14 protein-coding genes are annotated in these 16679 nt (G+C 55.4%); 8 read left to right on the top strand and 6 right to left on the bottom strand.

The window, feature by feature from the left end; all coding sequences use genetic code 11:
* The first annotated feature begins 73 nt into the window (after positions 1–73).
* The 6 genes from JX360_RS00710 to ileS all read left to right on the top strand — a co-directional run bounded on the left by JX360_RS00710 (position 74) and on the right by ileS (position 6805).
* Positions 74–1453, top strand: coding sequence for a DUF7305 domain-containing protein (locus JX360_RS00710; RefSeq protein WP_244348435.1), 1380 nt, complete (start codon positions 74–76; stop codon positions 1451–1453).
* Positions 1450–1992 (top strand): type IV pilus modification PilV family protein, encoded by a 543-nt coding sequence (locus JX360_RS00705; RefSeq protein ID WP_244348434.1) that lies wholly within the window; start codon positions 1450–1452, stop codon positions 1990–1992. The genes JX360_RS00710 and JX360_RS00705 overlap by 4 nt, the downstream gene beginning before the upstream one ends.
* 75 nt (positions 1993–2067) lie before the next feature.
* On the top strand, positions 2068–2559 hold the full coding sequence (locus JX360_RS00700) for a pilus assembly FimT family protein (RefSeq protein WP_244348433.1): 492 nt from the start codon (positions 2068–2070) through the stop codon (positions 2557–2559).
* 14 nt (positions 2560–2573) lie between these two features.
* Positions 2574–3185, top strand: a complete 612-nt coding sequence (locus tag JX360_RS00695) for a PulJ/GspJ family protein (RefSeq protein ID WP_244348432.1) — start codon at positions 2574–2576, stop codon at positions 3183–3185.
* An 18-nt stretch (positions 3186–3203) separates the two neighbouring features.
* Positions 3204–3884 (top strand): tetratricopeptide repeat protein, encoded by a 681-nt coding sequence (locus JX360_RS00690; protein ID WP_244348431.1) that lies wholly within the window; start codon positions 3204–3206, stop codon positions 3882–3884.
* A gap of 164 nt (positions 3885–4048) precedes the next feature.
* Positions 4049–6805 (top strand): isoleucine--tRNA ligase, encoded by a 2757-nt coding sequence (gene ileS, locus JX360_RS00685; RefSeq protein WP_244348591.1) that lies wholly within the window; start codon positions 4049–4051, stop codon positions 6803–6805.
* 46 nt (positions 6806–6851) lie between these two features.
* On the opposite strand, the gene cysK is transcribed toward ileS, so the two are convergent.
* Positions 6852–7826 carry a cysteine synthase A gene (gene cysK, locus JX360_RS00680; RefSeq protein ID WP_244348430.1) on the bottom strand — a complete coding sequence of 325 codons (975 nt, stop codon included), beginning with the start codon at positions 7824–7826 and terminating at the stop codon, positions 6852–6854.
* A 253-nt stretch (positions 7827–8079) separates the two neighbouring features.
* Between cysK and dxs the strand changes: the two genes are divergently transcribed.
* Positions 8080–10023 carry a 1-deoxy-D-xylulose-5-phosphate synthase gene (dxs, locus tag JX360_RS00675; RefSeq protein ID WP_244348429.1) on the top strand — a complete coding sequence of 648 codons (1944 nt, stop codon included), beginning with the start codon at positions 8080–8082 and terminating at the stop codon, positions 10021–10023.
* A 26-nt stretch (positions 10024–10049) separates the two neighbouring features.
* Here dxs and JX360_RS00670 read toward each other — a convergent pair whose 3' ends face one another.
* Both JX360_RS00670 and JX360_RS00665 read right to left on the bottom strand, forming a co-directional pair.
* Entirely contained in the window at positions 10050–10919 is an 870-nt protein-coding gene (locus JX360_RS00670) for a tetratricopeptide repeat protein (protein WP_244348428.1), read from the bottom strand.
* Between the two features lie 126 nt (positions 10920–11045).
* Positions 11046–12878 carry a glycoside hydrolase family 15 protein gene (locus JX360_RS00665; protein WP_244348427.1) on the bottom strand — a complete coding sequence of 611 codons (1833 nt, stop codon included), beginning with the start codon at positions 12876–12878 and terminating at the stop codon, positions 11046–11048.
* A 148-nt stretch (positions 12879–13026) separates the two neighbouring features.
* On the opposite strand from JX360_RS00665, the gene JX360_RS00660 reads away from it, so the two are divergent.
* Positions 13027–14115 carry a radical SAM/SPASM domain-containing protein gene (locus JX360_RS00660; RefSeq protein ID WP_244348426.1) on the top strand — a complete coding sequence of 363 codons (1089 nt, stop codon included), beginning with the start codon at positions 13027–13029 and terminating at the stop codon, positions 14113–14115.
* Between the two features lie 74 nt (positions 14116–14189).
* On the opposite strand, the gene JX360_RS00655 is transcribed toward JX360_RS00660, so the two are convergent.
* The 3 genes from JX360_RS00655 to JX360_RS00645 all read right to left on the bottom strand — a co-directional run bounded on the left by JX360_RS00655 (position 14190) and on the right by JX360_RS00645 (position 16321).
* Positions 14190–14972 carry an ABC transporter permease gene (locus JX360_RS00655; protein ID WP_244348425.1) on the bottom strand — a complete coding sequence of 261 codons (783 nt, stop codon included), beginning with the start codon at positions 14970–14972 and terminating at the stop codon, positions 14190–14192.
* Entirely contained in the window at positions 14972–15760 is a 789-nt protein-coding gene (locus JX360_RS00650; RefSeq protein WP_279611130.1) for a class I SAM-dependent methyltransferase, read from the bottom strand. Before JX360_RS00650 ends, JX360_RS00655 begins: the two co-directional genes overlap by 1 nt.
* 69 nt (positions 15761–15829) lie before the next feature.
* Positions 15830–16321, bottom strand: a complete 492-nt coding sequence (locus JX360_RS00645) for an FHA domain-containing protein (RefSeq protein WP_244348424.1) — start codon at positions 16319–16321, stop codon at positions 15830–15832.
* Positions 16322–16679: the final 358 nt, after the last annotated feature.

Raw genomic sequence — 16679 nt, 5'->3', positions numbered from 1 at the left:
AACGTATAGAGGGAGGTAGGAGCTGCGTCTTACCGGTTTTGCCCTTCCGCTTGTTTGCAACGGAGTTCAACTCATGTCCCGTTTTTTGGCCTGTTGGCTGTTTAGTCTAGGATCCCAGCGGGGGCCTTTCTGCCAGCGGGAACGCGGGTATGCCTTGCCCTTAGCCTTGATGACCGGAGTGATTCTCACCATCTTGGCAATGACGATGTATGCTCGTAGCCGCACCAATTCTCTCACCTCCCTAAGTCAGTACCGCTCAGGGCAAAGTTTGGCTATTGCTGAAGGAGGCATCGACCGCACTTTGGCCCGCCTCAACCAATCCAGCACCAGCACATTGTTGAGGGTGAATTTTTCCGATTGGCTCAACCCCGAAAACATTCCCCTTTGCTATACCACTGCGACCGTGAGCAGCATTCTCACCCAGGGCACGATCGGGCAGGGCACCTATCGGGTTTTGGATTATCAATACAACCCACTCACCCGCCAGGGCACGATTTGGGTGCAGGGGCAGGTGGGGCAGGCGGTGACGCAGATTCAACAAACCTTTCCCATCGCCGATGACCCCTCAGCCTTCCCGGCTTTACTAGGCACGATCAATGTTGACTTGGGCAACAACAACGTCTTTGGTGAGCTCCCGGGGGTGGATGGTAATGTTGTCTGTACCAACCCGCAGCAATGCTCCGTTACCTGCACACCGGATAGTCCGCCGACTGCAGCGCAATTGCGAGCTGCCGTTGGAGCGGGGCCCAATAGCATTATCACGGGGCGAATTTTTGTGGGCAATGCCGAGGTTCCTCCTTTGCCCCCGGTTCCGGCGGGCGCGATCTCGATCGGCAACATCAACAATAGTCAGGCACCCCTGACGTTGCCTCGCTCTACGGATGACCCCATTACCTTTACCGTCAACGGCGAAACCATCACCGCGTTTGTCTATCAAGCCAGCAGTATCAACCTGAGCGGCAATGATGGCAAATACCTGTTCTTGAATACCAAGGATCCCCACAACAAAGTGTCTGGCTCGGCTCAGGTGCCTGTGTATTTGTACATTGACGGCAACATTACTCTGTCGGGGAATGCCAGCATTCGAACCTTCACCGATTCTCTGCCTGGGTATGTGCGTATCTACGGGAATGCGCCAACGAGCCAAACTTTTAGCCTCAATGGAAACACTTGCCTGAATGCCTTTGTCTTCGCTCCCAACGCCAGCATGGGGATCCAGGGGGGAGGAAGCGGTGGCCCGTGTGACACCCCTGCGGGAGATTACGGCAACCCAACACCGCAGTGCAACATTACGGGCGCTGTTTGGGTGAAAGAGTGGGATGGGTCCAATGCGACTCGTCCGAGCGTGTGTGTGCCGCCCGGATTGCGCCAGGCACTAGGGGATTTGGCGATCTCGTTTGAAAGCCAGTCGGGCTTTGTGGAAGCTTGGCAACGTTTGGAGGCAAATCCATGAACGGGATCTCTGCTTGGCTGCGGAATCGCTCGGGTTGGCCAACGGCAAGAGGCTACTCCTTCTTGGAGGTGATTGCTGGGCTGATCATTCTCCTCACTTTTATGACTGGGGTGTTCCCAGTGATCGTCTCGGCGATCCGAAATGTCGCCTACAATCGCCGCCTCAGCCAAGCCACTACCCTGATTCAACGGGATTTGGATCAGGTGAAAGCTTGGGGATCCGATTTGGACTTTTATCTGGATAGTTTTTCGGATCTGACGGTTTTGCCTGTCATCTGTAGCCCTAGCAATCCACCGGGTGGTTTTGCCACCTTGCTGAAGCAACAACTGGATCAAACTGCCAATCAACCGCAATCCACCCTGCCCGGCTACACGATTACCCGTACTACCACGGTTATCCCCAATCTGGATGTGTTGCAGGTGGGATATCAAGTGACTTTTGACCCAGCAGGTAGCGGCACCCCCTTATTGCTGGTGAGTGATTTTGTCACGGAAGTGATGCCTCGGGCAACCTCCATTTGCATTCGTCCTAGCGCTTGAATCGCTCCCAATGCTTTTTGCTTTTGTTGCTCTTGATCTGCTCTTGATCCTTTATCGGTGTTATTGAGGAAAACCATGAGTCCACCCGTCCCCAAACCATTTCCTCCCCTGCGAGGGTTCACCTTAATGGAAATGTTGGCGGTTTTGGTGATTGCATCTCTGCTCAGTGCTCTGGGCATTGCCGGACTAACCAACCTGGTGAAGCGCTCCAACCTGGCCAATACGGTGGCGCTCGTGCAGGGATCCCTAAAAGAAGCGCAGCGACAAGCTATGCTCAACAGTCGCCCTTGCCAGGTGGTGTTGGGCATCAGCTCTATCACCACCGAATGTCCTCCCGGCACCTTAACCCGCCGCGATCAACTCTCCAACTGGGTCAGGCTCTCCAGCGACATCACCACCCCAACCCCCAATGTAGTCAGCTTTAGCTATCGGGGTACAGTCTCCAACAATTGCCCGGATCCCACCAATTGCGGCACGATTCGTATCGAGTTTCCGGACGAAGAAGCTCGGTGTCTGCGGGTAGAAAGCTTGCTGGGGAAAGTATCCAACGATTTTGCCTGCGAGTAAGGAGGGATCCGAAGATGAACCGCCTGTCCATTTGTTGTCGCTCCCGCCGCACCACCTCTCGAACCTCTGCCCAAGGTTACACCCTGATTGAACTCCTGGCTGGGATCCTAATCACAGGAGTCACCACTTCTATTTCCCTGGGGGCATTGATGACATTCTTGCGTTCTGAACAGTTCAACACCACCGTTTCCACGCGCCTGCAGGATATGAACTTGGCTTTGGATCTGATGGCAGACGAATTGAGGGGAGCCAACCAGTTCACCGTACCGCCCACCTGTCCGAGCAGCGAACCCAGTTGCATTCCCGTGCTGGAATTTACAGTGGCTGGGGTGGGGCAACCGATTCGCTATTACCTACTCAACCAAGCGGACAATTCCCAGTCGGTGTTTCGCGACGGTGTCGGCTTTACCCCACAAGGACTGTATGCAGCAGGAACACCTTTTGCCGCTTTGGTGATTGACCAGATCCCGATAGACAGTGCCTTTACCTGTCCTGCCGGTAGCCAGGGAGCGGGCACGGCAGCGTTCAATGGCTGCATTCGCAACGGAAAACTGGTCAATATCCAATTGCGGGATCAAGACGGCAATGGAGTCAATGCCCAAATCGCCCGACGAGTGGGCTTGTAATGTGGAGAAGCGATACCCATGAATTCTCATCTCAACTGGACTCAAGTTGTCCGCAACGGGCTCCTTTGTGGGATCCCTGTGCTCTTGTTGGCTTGCTCTGGCCCAGGGAGCCAGCGTGTGGCGACGGATCCCAGTCCTACCCCGATCGCAACCTCCGCAGCGGCCGAAGCGGCGGAAACAGCAACAGAAGTAGCTCTTGACAACCGAACCCTGGAACAGGTCAACCAGCTACTCACTCAAGGACAAGAGTTGCTTGAACAAAAGGATCTTTCGAGAGCCTATGCCGTCTTGACGCATGCCGTGAACATGGCTCCTAACTTACCCGAACCCTATCTACATCGGGGCAAAGTTAATGAAGCTCAGCAACAACCCACTCAAGCCCTTTGGGATTATTCCCAGGCTTTACAGCTAAATCCTCGTTACGAAGAGGCCCTCCGTGCCCGTGGCTATCTCTACTACAACCTGGAGGATTATCCCAACGCGCTGGAAGATTACCAAACCGTCACCCAAATTAACCCCCTCCAAGCCAAAGATTTTCGGATCATGGCAGAGATCCAAGAAAAGTTAGAGGATCCTCGGGGTGCTTCCGATAGCCTAGAAACCTATTTGCGCCTCACTCTCAACCAACCCAACCAACCAGCAGAACGAGAGGAGTTATTGAATCGGGTGATCCAGCTGCGGATGCAGGCCACCCCCTGAGGATGGCCCAGGAGCGCTTTTGCAAGGACAGCGTAGGATAGAGTGATGTCCCCGAGGTGGCTTGTTGAGCCTAGTCACTCCTTGGGAATAGACCCTTTACTCAACTTGCTCCAATCGCCGTGGATTACAAAAGTACCCTCAACCTGCCCCAAACTCAGTTTCCCATGCGGGCAGAAGCCGCCAAGAAAGAGCCCGCCATCCAAGCGTTTTGGCAGGAAGAGCACATTTACCAGCGCTTGTCCGAAAACAACAGCGGGGATCCCTTTGTGTTGCACGATGGGCCGCCCTACGCCAATGGCGATATCCACATGGGCACCACCCTGAACAAGATCCTCAAGGATATTGTCAACAAATATCACATCCTGCAGGGGCGTAAGGTGCGCTATGTGCCCGGCTGGGATTGTCATGGACTGCCGATTGAGCTGAAAGTATTGCAAAGCCTGCCCGCTAAAGTCCGAGAAAGACTCACTCCGCTAGAGCTGCGGCAAAAGGCCAAGGAATACGCCCTCGGCTACATCGATACCCAGCGGGCCAGCTTCAAACGCTTGGGGGTGTGGGGAGACTGGGATCACCCCTACATGACTCTGAGTCCAGAATACGAAGCTGCTCAGATCGAGGTGTTTGGGCAAATGGCTCTCAAGGGCTATATCTATCGCGGTCTCAAGCCCGTTCATTGGAGCCCCAGTTCCCAGACGGCTTTGGCAGAAGCAGAGCTGGAGTACCCCGACAACCACATCTCCCGCAGCATCTATGTCGCTTTTCCCCTGAAAACCCTCAGCCCGGCAGCAGAAGCGGTTCTGGATCCCTTTATGCCTCAGTTGCGGGTGGCGATCTGGACCACCACCCCCTGGACGATTCCAGCCAACTTGGCCCTCTGTTTCAGCCCCAAGCTCACCTATGCAGTGGTGGAGTCGCCTCGGTTTGGACATCTATTGATTGCGGCGGATCTGCGGCAGCGACTGGAAACAGTCTTAGAGACTCCGCTGGAGGTAAAGGCAACCTTACCGGGATCCGCCCTGGAACACTCCCAAGGACAACATCCCCTCTACGACCGCGCCAGCCTTTGTGTGTTGGGGGACTACGTGACCACCGAATCCGGTACCGGCATTGTCCATACGGCGCCCGGGCATGGGGAAGATGACTTCAAAACGGGGCAAAAATATGGCTTGCCCATCCTCAGCCCCGTGGATGCTCAGGGGAAATTTACCGCCGAGGCGGGAGCCGATTTGGTCGGGTTGGATGTGCTCTCCAAACAGCCGCAAACCAGTGCCAATGAGGCAGTGATCCGAGCTTTACGGGCCGCCGGCGCTCTCCTCAAGGAGGAACCCTACAACCACAAATATCCCTACGATTGGCGTACCAAAGAGCCGACGATTTTCCGAGCTACTGAGCAGTGGTTTGCATCTGTGGCCGGCTTTCGGGAGCAAGCTCTGAAGGCCATCAAAGAGGTGAAATGGATCCCGGCGATTGGCGAGAACCGCATCACACCAATGGTGGCGGAACGTTCCGACTGGTGCATTTCCCGGCAGCGGGCTTGGGGGGTGCCGATCCCGGTGTTTTACGACGAGGAAACTGGGGATCCCTTGCTGACGGCGGAAACCCTTGACCACATCAAAACCATCTTTGCCAAGGAAGGATCCGATGCCTGGTGGCAGCGTCCGGTTGAAGAATTGCTGCCAGAACAGTACCGCAACAATGGCCGTACCTACCGCAAAGGTATGGACACCATGGATGTCTGGTTTGACTCCGGTTCCTCCTGGGCAGCGGTGGCCAAAGCACAGGGATTGGGCTACCCAGTGGATATGTATCTAGAGGGATCCGATCAACATCGGGGTTGGTTCCAATCCAGCTTGCTTACCTCTGTGGCAGTGAATGGCCATGCCCCCTATAAGTCGGTATTAACCCACGGATTTGTCCTGGATGAAAAAGGCCAGAAAATGAGCAAATCCCTGGGCAATGTGATCGACCCAATGCTGTTGATCAACGGCGGAAAAAATTTGCAAACGGATCCCGCCTATGGCGCTGATGTGCTGCGCTTGTGGGTTTCCAGTGTGGATTATTCGGGCGATGTACCGTTGGGTAAAACCATTCTTGGACAAATGGCAGATGTCTATCGCAAAATTCGCAATACCGCCCGCTTTTTGCTGAGTAACTTGTACGATTTTGATCCGGCTCAGGATGGGGTTGCTTATGCCGACTTATCAGAATTGGATCGCTACATTCTCCATCGCATGAAAGAGGTAGGATCCGAAATTAGCGAGGCTTTTAATAGCTACCAATTCTTCCGATTTTTTCAGGCGGTTCAGAACTTTTGCGTGGTAGATTTGTCTAACTTTTACCTGGATATCAGCAAGGATCGCCTGTATATCAGCCATGCCCACAGTTTGCGGCGGCGACAGTGCCAAACGGTGCTGGCTCTTCTGGTGGAAAACCTGGCCAAAGCGATTGCCCCGGTACTCTCCCATATGGCCGAAGAAATTTGGAGCCATCTGCCCTATCCCAAACCGACGCAATCGGTGTTTGAAGGCGGTTGGATGACGCTACCCGACACTTGGCTGGATCCGCAATTGGCCGCCACCTGGGAACAGTTGCGCTCCCTCCGCCAGGAGGTGAACAAAGCCCTGGAACAAGCCCGTACTGACAAGGTGATCGGCGCTTCCACCGAAGCCAAGCTCATCCTCAAGGTAGGGGATCCCGCTTTGTACGGGATCCTGGAGGCTCATGCCTCGGAGTTGCGCTATCTGTTCATCACCTCCCAGGTGGAGTTGGCAAAAACGGCCCAAGGATTGGAGATTGCCATTCAGCCTGCCGATGGTAAAAAATGTGTGCGCTGCTGGAACCATTCTGTACAGGTGGGTGAGTCAGCAGAACACCCCGAATTGTGTGAACGCTGTGTTTCGGCTTTGGCAGGAGAATTTTAAGGCTTCAGCGAATCGGTGAAACAGTTATGAAGTTATGACCCCTCCTCTAGCCCCCGCCAACCAGGCTCCCATGCTCAGAGTCCCGCTCCAAGTCCCGAAACAGAGGGGTGCTAAGGTAGCGTTCGCCAAAGCTGGGCTGGATCATGACGATCATCTTGCCGGCGTTTTCTGGTCGTTGTCCCACCTGAATCGCCCCCACCAAGGCCGCCCCTGTAGAAATACCGGAGAGGATCCCTTCTTCTTTGGCTAAACGACGACTGTAGGCCATGCTTTCTTCGTCATCAACGGCAATCACCTCATCCAGCAGATCTCGCCGCAACACATCCGGCACGAATCCGGCCCCGATCCCTTCAATGCGGTGGAAGCCCGGTCTTTTGCCACTCAGCACGGCGCTGCCTTTCGGTTCAATGGCCACCAGTTGAATGGCAGGATTTTTTGTCTTTAGAAATTGCCCTGCCCCTGTGATCGTGCCTCCCGTGCCAACCCCGGCCACCAGGATGTCGATATTGCCCTCTGTATCCTCCCAAATTTCTGGGCCGGTGGTTTTGGCGTGGATTTGCGGGTTAGCTGGATTGCTAAATTGGCCCAACATAAAGGCATTGGGGGTGCGCCGCACGATTTCCTCAGCTTTCCAGATCGCCTCTCCCATGCCGCCCGTGGCACTTGCCAGATGCACCTCCGCCCCGTAGGCTTTCAACAACAGTCGCCGCTCAAGGCTCATGCTCTCGGGCATGGTGATGATCAGCCGATAGCCTTTGGCTGCTGCCGCCATAGCCAAACCGATGCCGGTATTGCCGGAGGTGGGCTCCACGAGGATGGTTTTGCCGGGGGTAATCAGACCCGCCTGTTCGGCTGCCTCAATCATGCTGACGGCGATGCGATCCTTCACCGAAGCGGCGGGGTTAAAACTTTCCAGTTTCACCAAGATCTGTGCCCGACATCCTTCCGCCTGCGGGATCCGGTTCAACTGTACAAGGGGGGTGCGACCGATGAGTTGGGTAATGTTGGCGGCGATTTTCATATCGAGAGGAAAAACCGGTATTCAGGAGCAGCCAAGGGCTTTGTCCGATGCTAACTCTCCCCCAGGGATCCCTGGGTAACCTTCCCCAAAATCGGGCCCAGAGTCGGCTTCCGTAATCTGATGTTCAATCTCGGTTCAGGTGGATTCTGGTAAAGCGGATCCCTACGATCGGTAAAGTTTTCGCCGTGTCGGCAACAAAAGGGTTCCGGAAAATGATTTAGATTGAGATTACACCGGAATAGATGAGCCCATTATGCACCTGAGTGATCTCACTCATCCCAACCAGCTGCACGCTCTTAACCTGAGCCAGTTGCGCAGTCTAGCCCGCCAGATTCGAGACAAGCACCTGCAAACCGCGGCCAATTCCCCTGTCGGTTGTCACTTGGGGCCGGGACTGGGGGTGGTGGAGCTGACCTTAGCCCTCTATAAAACCCTCGACCTGGATCGAGACAAGGTGATTTGGGATGTGGGACACCAAGCCTATGCTCACAAGATGCTCACCGGCAGGTATGCCAACTTTCATACCTTGCGCCAAAAGGGAGGCATTGCCGGATACCTGAAGCGTAGCGAGAGCCGCTTTGACCATTTCGGGGCAGGGCATGCTTCCACCAGCATTTCCGCTGCTTTGGGCATGGCGATTGCGCGGGATCGGCGTGGGGACAACTTCAAAGTGGTGGCCATCATTGGTGATGGTGCCCTGACGGGGGGTATGGCTTATGAGGCGATCAACCACGCCGGACATCTGCCCAAGACCAACTTGATGGTGATCCTCAATGACAATGGCATGTCCATTTCCCCCAATGTAGGGGCGATCCCCCGCTATTTGAATCGCCTGCGCCTTAGCCCACCGGTGCAGTTTTTGGCCGATAGCCTAGAAGAACAGCTCAAGAATCTGCCTCTACTGGGATCCAGCCTCAGTCCAGAAATTGACCGCATGAAAGAGACCATGAAATTGGTCACGGCGGTACAAAACAACAAAACCGGCATCATCTTTGAGGAGCTGGGCTTTACCTATGTCGGGCCGGTGGACGGGCATAACCTGGCGGAGTTGCTGGATGCCTTTGAGTTGGCCCACGGGATCCCAGGCCCAGTGCTGGTGCATGTGGTTACCGTCAAAGGGAAAGGGTATGCCCCCGCCGAAGCGGAACAGGTGGGTTATCACGCCCAATCTCGCTTTGATTTGGCCACTGGCAAGCCTTATCCTTCGACCAAACCCAAGCCACCGAGCTATAGCAAGGTGTTTGGCCATGCCCTTTGTAAATTGGCCGAGCAGGATCCCCGCATTATCGGCATCACAGCAGCCATGGATACGGGTACGGGGTTGACCAAGCTGAAAGAAAAACTGCCAGATCAGTTTGTGGATGTTGGGATTGCCGAGCAACATGCGGTGACTTTGGCAGCAGGGATGGCCTGTGAAGGGTTGCGCCCGGTGGTGGCCATCTACTCCACCTTCCTGCAGCGGGCCTATGACCAGATTATCCACGATGTCTGCATCCAAAAGCTGCCGGTTTTCTTCTGTTTGGATCGCGCAGGGGTTGTGGGGGCAGACGGTCCCACTCACCAAGGCATGTACGATATCGCTTACCTGCGTTGTATTCCCGGCATGGTGGTAATGGCGCCCAAAGATGAGGCCGAGTTGCAACGGATGTTGGTGACAGGGGTGAACTACACGGCTGGCCCGATTGCCATGCGTTACCCACGGGGATCTGGGGTGGGAGTCCCCCTAGCGGAAGAAGGCTGGGAGCCCCTGCCGATTGGCAAAGCGGAGGTGCTGCGCAGCGGCGGGGAGGTGTTGATTCTGGCCTATGGATCGATGGTGCATCCCAGTTTGCAGGCTGCTGAGATTCTGAAGGAGCACGGCATTTCAGCCACGGTGGTCAATGCCCGCTTTGCCAAGCCCCTCGATACGGAGCTGATCCTGCCTTTGGCGGAGCAGAGCCGCTTGGTGGTGACAGTGGAAGAGGGCTGCCTGATGGGTGGGTTTGGTTCAGCGGTTGGGGAAGCGTTGATCGATGCAGATTTGAGAGTGCCGCTGCTGCGCTTGGGCGTGCCCGATCAATGGGTAGAGCATGCCACCCCCGAGGAAGCCTTGGCAGAATTAGGTCTGAACAGTGCTGGAATCGCCGAACGGATTCGGGACAAGTTTCAAGCACGCTTTCCAGCTGGATCCCTGGGTGAGGTTCCTCTGGTGGGTTAATGATTAGCTGGCTTACCGTGGCTGACTTATTCTGATTCTGAAAGCCCCATTTGCTGATTGAACTGATCGATAGCAGCTTGTTGCAGAGCTTCGGCAACAGGACGGGTTCGCAGCAGGATCTGCACATCCCGCATGAGCTTTTCCCCCCAGAGGTTTTCCCGTAGCACCTGCAAGCGGGCATATTCCGGATCCAAGCGCATCGCTTTTGCACCCAGCTCTTCTGCCCGCTCGGTTTCTCCCCGGATGTAGAGGGCGGTGGCCAGCGCCAGGTAGGGTTCTGCCATAGAGTCAATCATCTCCAAGGTGCGTTCCCAGCGGTCGATGGCAGCATCGATATCCCCCTGCTCGTAGTCCACCAGGCCAATGTTGTTCATGGCCGGCCAGTAGGAGGGATCCAGTTTTAGGGCTTCCTCATATTCCTGGCGGGCACGGTCGCCGTCATTCAGTAGCCAATAGGCATTGCCCAATTGGAAGCGGGCATTGGGGTTATCCGGTTGCAGGGCGACCGCCCGTTCTAGGGCTTCAGTGGCGGCAAAATAACTGCCCTGTCGTAGGTAAGAAGACCCTAGCGAGTAGAGAACAGCGGCATCCTCTGGGGCCAAAGCCCGGGCCTTTTGCAGCGATTGGTTGGCCTGGGCATAATCTCCCAGTTCCAGATGCACATTGCCCAAAACGTAGTGCAACTCTGAGGAATTAGGCACCATTTCAACCGCCAGTTGCAAGCGACGGAGGGCTTCCTCCGCTTGGCCAAACTGTGCCAATCGCAATGAGTCGGTGGCCAGTTGTAACCCTTGCGCCTGCATCAAGCCCCCATTGGGTACGGGCACATGCATCAACACTTGGGCAGAGGCCAGGGATCCCCATCCCCCCATCCCCAAGACAACCGCAAGGCTCACAGGCAAGATCCGCAGGCCACGGATAGGCTGAACAGTCAACAGGAATGACGGTAGCGACATAAGGCTCAAGCAGAACGGGCCATGCCCATGTTAGCCGCAGCGGGTAGGGATCCCTGGAATCCAGAGCTAATCCCGTTGACCTAAGGCCCGATCCAGGTTGAAGGCGGCACTGATCAAGGCCAGATGGGTAAAGGCTTGGGGGAAATTCCCCAATGCCTCGCCACTAGAACCAATCTGCTCTGCATAGAGGCCGAGGTGGTTGGAATACCCCAGCATCTCTTCAAACATCAGGCGGGCCCGCTCTAGCCAGATTGGATCGGCGGCCCCGGCCCGGGTCATGGCTTCGACCATCCAAAACGAGCAGATGTTGAACGTGCCTTCTTCTCCCTTCAGACCATCATCGGTTTTGTGGACATCGTAGCGGTGAACCAAGCCCCCCATCATCAGGCCCCCTTGTCGTAGGGGACGGCTAATGGCCTCCAGCGTTTTGATCATGCGCGGATCTGTGGGAGCCAAGAACAACACCAACGGCATGATCAGGGTGGAAGCATCCAGGGCTTCGCTGCCGTAGGCTTGCACAAAGGTTTGCAGCTGCTCGTTCCAGCCTTTGTCCATGATCTCTTCGTAGATTTGGTCGCGGATCCGTTCCCAGCGCAGGCGATCGGCAGGGAAGGAGCGTTTGTTGGCCAGCCGCAACGCCCGATCCAGCGCCACCCAGCACATCAGACGGGAATAGACAAAATGCTGCGGGCCACCGCGCACCTCCCATACCCCTTCATCCGGTTGGTTCCAGTTATCACAAACCCAATCCACCAAGCGGCGCAGTTGGGTCCAAAAGTCGTAGGAGATTGGGATCCCATATTTGTTGAACAGGTAAACCGAGTCCATCAGCTCCCCGTAGATATCCAGTTGCAGTTGGTTGTAGGCACCATTGCCAATGCGAACCGGACGGGATCCCTTGTAGCCCTCCAAATGATCCAAGGTGATCTCCGTTAGGTCTTTGCGCCCATCAATGGCATACACCAGTTGCAGGGATCCATCCGGGTTGGCATCGTGGGTGCGCTCCTCGATCCAGTGCATAAATCGGGCCGCCTCTTCCGTGAAGCCAATGCGCATCAGGGCATAAATGGTAAAGGCCGCATCTCGAATCCAGGTGTAGCGGTAGTCCCAGTTGCGTTCGCCGCCAATCCCTTCCGGCAAACTGGTGGTGGCCGCGGCGATGATCCCTCCGGTGGGCTCGTAGGTGAGTAACTTCAGGGCCAGGGCCGATCGATGTACCATTTCCCGCCAGCGACCCGTATAGGTACACTGCGAAACCCAGTGCCGCCAAAACTGAACGGTGTGCAAAAACAGCTCATCCGCCCGTTGCTGTTCCACAATGTCGCAGGTGCTCAAATCTCGATCCTGCTGTAGCACCACAAAGGTGGTTTGTTCTTCTTGCAGGGTAAATTCTGAAACGACTCCATCCCCATCAATCTCTAGCGGCACGTGAGCCGTCAGTTCCAGGGCCAAGTCTTTACTGATAAAGTTAGCCCCACAGCCGATCAACTTGGTGTCGTGGGGATCCCGTCCATAGTTAAACGCAGGCCGACAGATCAGCTTGAAGGTCATACTGCCCCGCACCGCCCGTACCCGCCGGATCAGCCAGTGGTAGCCTGGTTCATCCGGTCGCAGACCCACCGTCATGTAATCCACCACGTCGCCGATGCCGGTTTCAGCAAAAAAGCGGGTCACCAGTACATTGGTATCCGGCCAATAGAATTGCTGGCTTTTGACCCTTTCTCCCACCGCTGTAATTTGAAATCGGCCTCCTTTTTCATCATCCAAAAGGGCACCGAAAATACTGGGAGAATCGAAACGGGGCAAGCACAGCCAATCAATCGAACCATTCATCCCCACCAGCGCCACACTTTGCATATTGCCGATAATGCCGTAGTTTTCGATCGGTTGATAGGACATGTTGGATCGCGCCAAAGGGTCTATCGCTAGCCTAACCGAGGGATCCCAACTCAAAAATGAGATTGAGATGAAAATCGAACTGGGATCCTAGGATGAACCCATACAGTGTTACTCTCGCCCCGTGACTTGTCTAGCCCAAGGGTTTCCCATGCCTTCTACTGTTCCCCAACTGGAGCGCCTGCACCTTGAGGTGACCAACGTTTGCAACTTCAAATGTGAGTTTTGTCCAGATGGGATCATGCAGCGGCGACGGGGGCACATGGATCCGGCTCTGTTGGAGCAGATTTTGGATGAGGTGGCAGCAACCGGATTGGCCCGCATCCTCACCTTTCACCTGATGGGGGAGCCGCTGCTCTACCCGCATATCTTTCTGGGCATTGACATGGCGGTGGCACGCGGCCTTGATTTGCACCTGACCAGCAATGGCAGCACCTTTGCCCTCTGGCCAGAGCACATTGATCGGCTCATCCACAGTCGTCTTCCCAAACTGACGATTTCTCTGCAAACCCCCGATCCGGTGACATTCCTGATTCGGGGTGCCCCCCCTCGCCTCACCGCCGAGCGCTACTTTGCCGGCATTACCCAGTTTCTGCAAGCGCATCTGCGCTCCGATAGCCCCACCCAGGTTCACCTAAAGTTCCTCGATACTAGCCCCCACCCCTTTTTGGTGCCCCACAAAGCCCTTGCGGTGATCAACTCCGCACAACAGATGCGTTCAGAACTCTCGGCTTGGGCCACGCGCGCCCTCGAAGGGATCCCGGATGCCCCCGATGCTGCTTGGGTGGGATCCCAAATTGAGACCTACCGACCCGGACGTTGGCAACTCATTCGCATCCATCCGCGCTTGGTTTTGGAAACTTTCCCCCTAGATAGCTGGAGCAATGTCGAGACTGAACAGGTGATCCCGGCCCGTTGGGGTTATTGCAATGGGGGATCCCAGCAGGCGGGGGTTCTCTACGATGGCACCGTCGTCCCCTGCTGCAAAGATTATGAAGGGCGAATCCCCTTGGGACAGGTGAGGCTAGGGGGATCCCTGGCTGACATTTTGGCTGGCTCACCCGCCTGTACTTTGCGACAAGGGTTTGATCGGTTTCAGGTGAACAACGCCGTTTGTCAGCGCTGCATCGGTGCAGACACTCCCGCCAAAACCTTGGCCAGACAAGTGGGATCCATCGCTTATTTCAAGTTCTATCGACCTCTCAAGCAAAAGCTGAACCCGGGCTGGGGAGAGGTTTAGACCCAGAATCAGTCGGTGTCCCTTGACAAATAAACCGACAAATAAACCGGGCACAGGCGCGGGCTTCACCGCCACTAACTGGAAGCACTGGTGTAAAACCGCAGGGCAAAGCGCCAAAAAATATGGGATCCCCACAATAGCCCTACCGCCAGCAAAGCGGATCCCAACAGCCATTCCCATTGCACTCGGCCCAGCAGGGTTTCCGCTGGGATCGTTGTTAAAAAGGCCACCGGCACGATGAAGGTAAAAAACACTCGGTAAGCTGCCGGATAGGCCACAATCGGAAATCGCCCCGCCTCCACCAAGCCCCGCAACACCTCTGTGACATTGTAGATTTTCACAAACCAAATGCTGGTTGCCCCCAACATAAACCAGAGGCTATAGAGGATGACCAACCCCAACCCCAGCGGCAAGAGACCCAACCCATAGGCCCAAAGCGGTAACCCCAGTTGGATCCCTGCGTACAAGATCACCGACAGCCCGAAGCCAATATCCGTCAGCCCCCAAGGAGAAAACACCCGTGCTGAAAGCCAAAACTGGCTGCTAATCGGTTTGAGTAAGACAAAATCGAGGGTGCCTTCCTGAACCTGTTGCACAATGCGGTTCAAATTGGCATTAAAACTGCTGGTCGCCACCCCCTGTAGGATCGTGAATATGCCCAACACGATCAAGGCTTCCGGCCAACTCCAGCCGCCAAACTGATGCCCTTGCTGATAAAACAACGACAACCCAAACAAGGCCCCCGCCAATCCACCTAAACTGCTCAAGCTGGCGAAGAGAAAATTGGCTCGATACTCCATTTCAGCCGCAATCGAGGTACTCCAAAACAGCCGCAACACCCGCCAGTAGCGCATCATCACCCGTCTTCCCGAAGCGGAGCATTCAACTTACGGTAGCAGCGGCTGGTGATCAGGTAGGGGTGAAACACCTCCAAAAACCGGCTCTGCAACACCCGAAAAAAGTTCTCAATCACCTGCGGATCGTCGAGATGAAAGGGGAACTCCCCCTGAAACCCCTTAAAAAAGTACCAGTTGATCACCAGCTTGCCCTCCGGCTTCAGCCAGTCGTGAAACTGCCGCAACTGCCCCACCGGATCCGGCAAATGTTCCACCACATCGAAACAAACCACCGTATCGAAGCGGATCCCTGCCGGGAAAACCTCTGGGCACCGAATCCGTTCTGTTAAACCCAACTGCTCTGCCCGCAGCTTCATCAACTGCCGATGGATCGGGTTGAGATCCCAAAAGATCACCTGTTCCACCGCCGGACACAACGCAGCCCCAATCGCATGGGTACCAATGCCACCGCCAAAATCCAACACCAGCCCACGCGCTTGATCCGCCAGTAAGCGCAAGGTATCGCCAATGTAGTCGGTGCTGCTCAGGTGCCAGGCGGCCAAGTCCAGCAGATAGGCGGATCCCACCTGATCCCGGTAAAACTGATCCGCTTGATCCCAGCGAAAGTCTCGCCGACCCAACTCTGCCAGTTGTTGCTGCCCTGCCTTTAGCTTTTCCTGTAAATCAGCCGTATCCAGGCCCAGAAAGAATCCCAGGTGGGCTTCCAAATCAAAGGCGTTTTCCCAAAAAGGGCGCAGAGCAGGCGGGATCGGGGACACAGTTACCCAAAATTCAACAGGACTGGACAAAGATTGAACCCATTCGCAGGCATCGACGGGGATCCGGATCCCTGCCCGCAAACCCTTACCAAGCTCAGATCAAGCGGCAGTAAATCCTTTGGTATCTTTGGCCCCAGCCAAAGTGGTAGACCCCGTAGGAGAAGGTGTTTTCAACAGAGCCGCTAGGGTTTCCGGGCTGAGGCGATCGGTGGTTTCCACAATGGCCGTGACATTTGGGCCAAACCCAATCTTATCGAACGGCCTGAGAGGGTGAGACAACACGGCTTTGCCATTGACAAACAAACCATTGGTGCTGCGCCGGGATCCAGGGCTGCCATCGAACACCATGTAGCTGTGCCCCGCCTGGTTCTCTTCTGGGATGCGGATGATCAGGGCATGTTCCCGCGAGACGCAAGAATCATACAGGCGAATGTGGTTGCTCGGGGAGCGCCCCACCGAGTAGTAGATGTTGTCTAGCACTACGCCACGCTGGCCCAGCTGATCCGTGAAGATCAAGACCAAATGAACCGGCTTGGATTGAGCAGAGGCATCCATCACAATTGGGGTACCCAACGCAGCAGGTATAGGCAAAAGCGGCAACCTGAAGTCAAGAACTTAGCAACTGAAAAAGACCCCAGGGGAAGTTCTCCCTTTCTCTTCGCACACTCGCACACTATTATATACAGCTTACCTACAGCCGTAACCCTGACACGGAGTTCTCCTCGGAGGTGTTACTTGGGTGGGGAAGGGATCCCTATCTCCCCAAAGTATCCAAGACCCCGTTCAAAACCCAGTTGTTGCAAAATTGGCAACCGCTCAGCCCAAGTCCAACCGTTCTCTTAAGCTGAGAATCAGGTACAGCCAGATGCAGCCCCCGCACCTTTGCCAAGAGGGATGAGAACATGGTAAGTGTCTGTGGGATCCCGAATCTAGGGTATCCGAACTTCCC

Source organism: Thermostichus vulcanus str. 'Rupite' (genome assembly GCF_022848905.1).
Classification (GTDB): Bacteria; Cyanobacteriota; Cyanobacteriia; order Thermostichales; family Thermostichaceae; genus Thermostichus; species Thermostichus vulcanus_A.
This window is presented reverse-complemented; position numbering and strand designations above follow the sequence as displayed.

Bases quoted from the DNA above. Each gene is read 5' to 3' on its own strand.
- JX360_RS00710 (WP_244348435.1), top strand. From the start codon at position 74: ATGTCCCGTTTTTTGGCCTGTTGGCTGTTTAGTCTAGGATCCCAGCGG.
- JX360_RS00705 (WP_244348434.1), top strand. From the start codon at position 1,450: ATGAACGGGATCTCTGCTTGGCTGCGGAATCGCTCGGGTTGGCCAACG.
- JX360_RS00700 (WP_244348433.1), top strand. From the start codon at position 2,068: ATGAGTCCACCCGTCCCCAAACCATTTCCTCCCCTGCGAGGGTTCACC.
- JX360_RS00695 (WP_244348432.1), top strand. From the start codon at position 2,574: ATGAACCGCCTGTCCATTTGTTGTCGCTCCCGCCGCACCACCTCTCGA.
- JX360_RS00690 (WP_244348431.1), top strand. From the start codon at position 3,204: ATGAATTCTCATCTCAACTGGACTCAAGTTGTCCGCAACGGGCTCCTT.
- ileS (WP_244348591.1), top strand. From the start codon at position 4,049: ATGCGGGCAGAAGCCGCCAAGAAAGAGCCCGCCATCCAAGCGTTTTGG.
- cysK (WP_244348430.1), bottom strand. From the start codon at position 7,826: ATGAAAATCGCCGCCAACATTACCCAACTCATCGGTCGCACCCCCCTT.
- dxs (WP_244348429.1), top strand. From the start codon at position 8,080: ATGCACCTGAGTGATCTCACTCATCCCAACCAGCTGCACGCTCTTAAC.
- JX360_RS00665 (WP_244348427.1), bottom strand. From the start codon at position 12,878: ATGTCCTATCAACCGATCGAAAACTACGGCATTATCGGCAATATGCAA.
- JX360_RS00660 (WP_244348426.1), top strand. From the start codon at position 13,027: ATGCCTTCTACTGTTCCCCAACTGGAGCGCCTGCACCTTGAGGTGACC.
- JX360_RS00655 (WP_244348425.1), bottom strand. From the start codon at position 14,972: ATGATGCGCTACTGGCGGGTGTTGCGGCTGTTTTGGAGTACCTCGATT.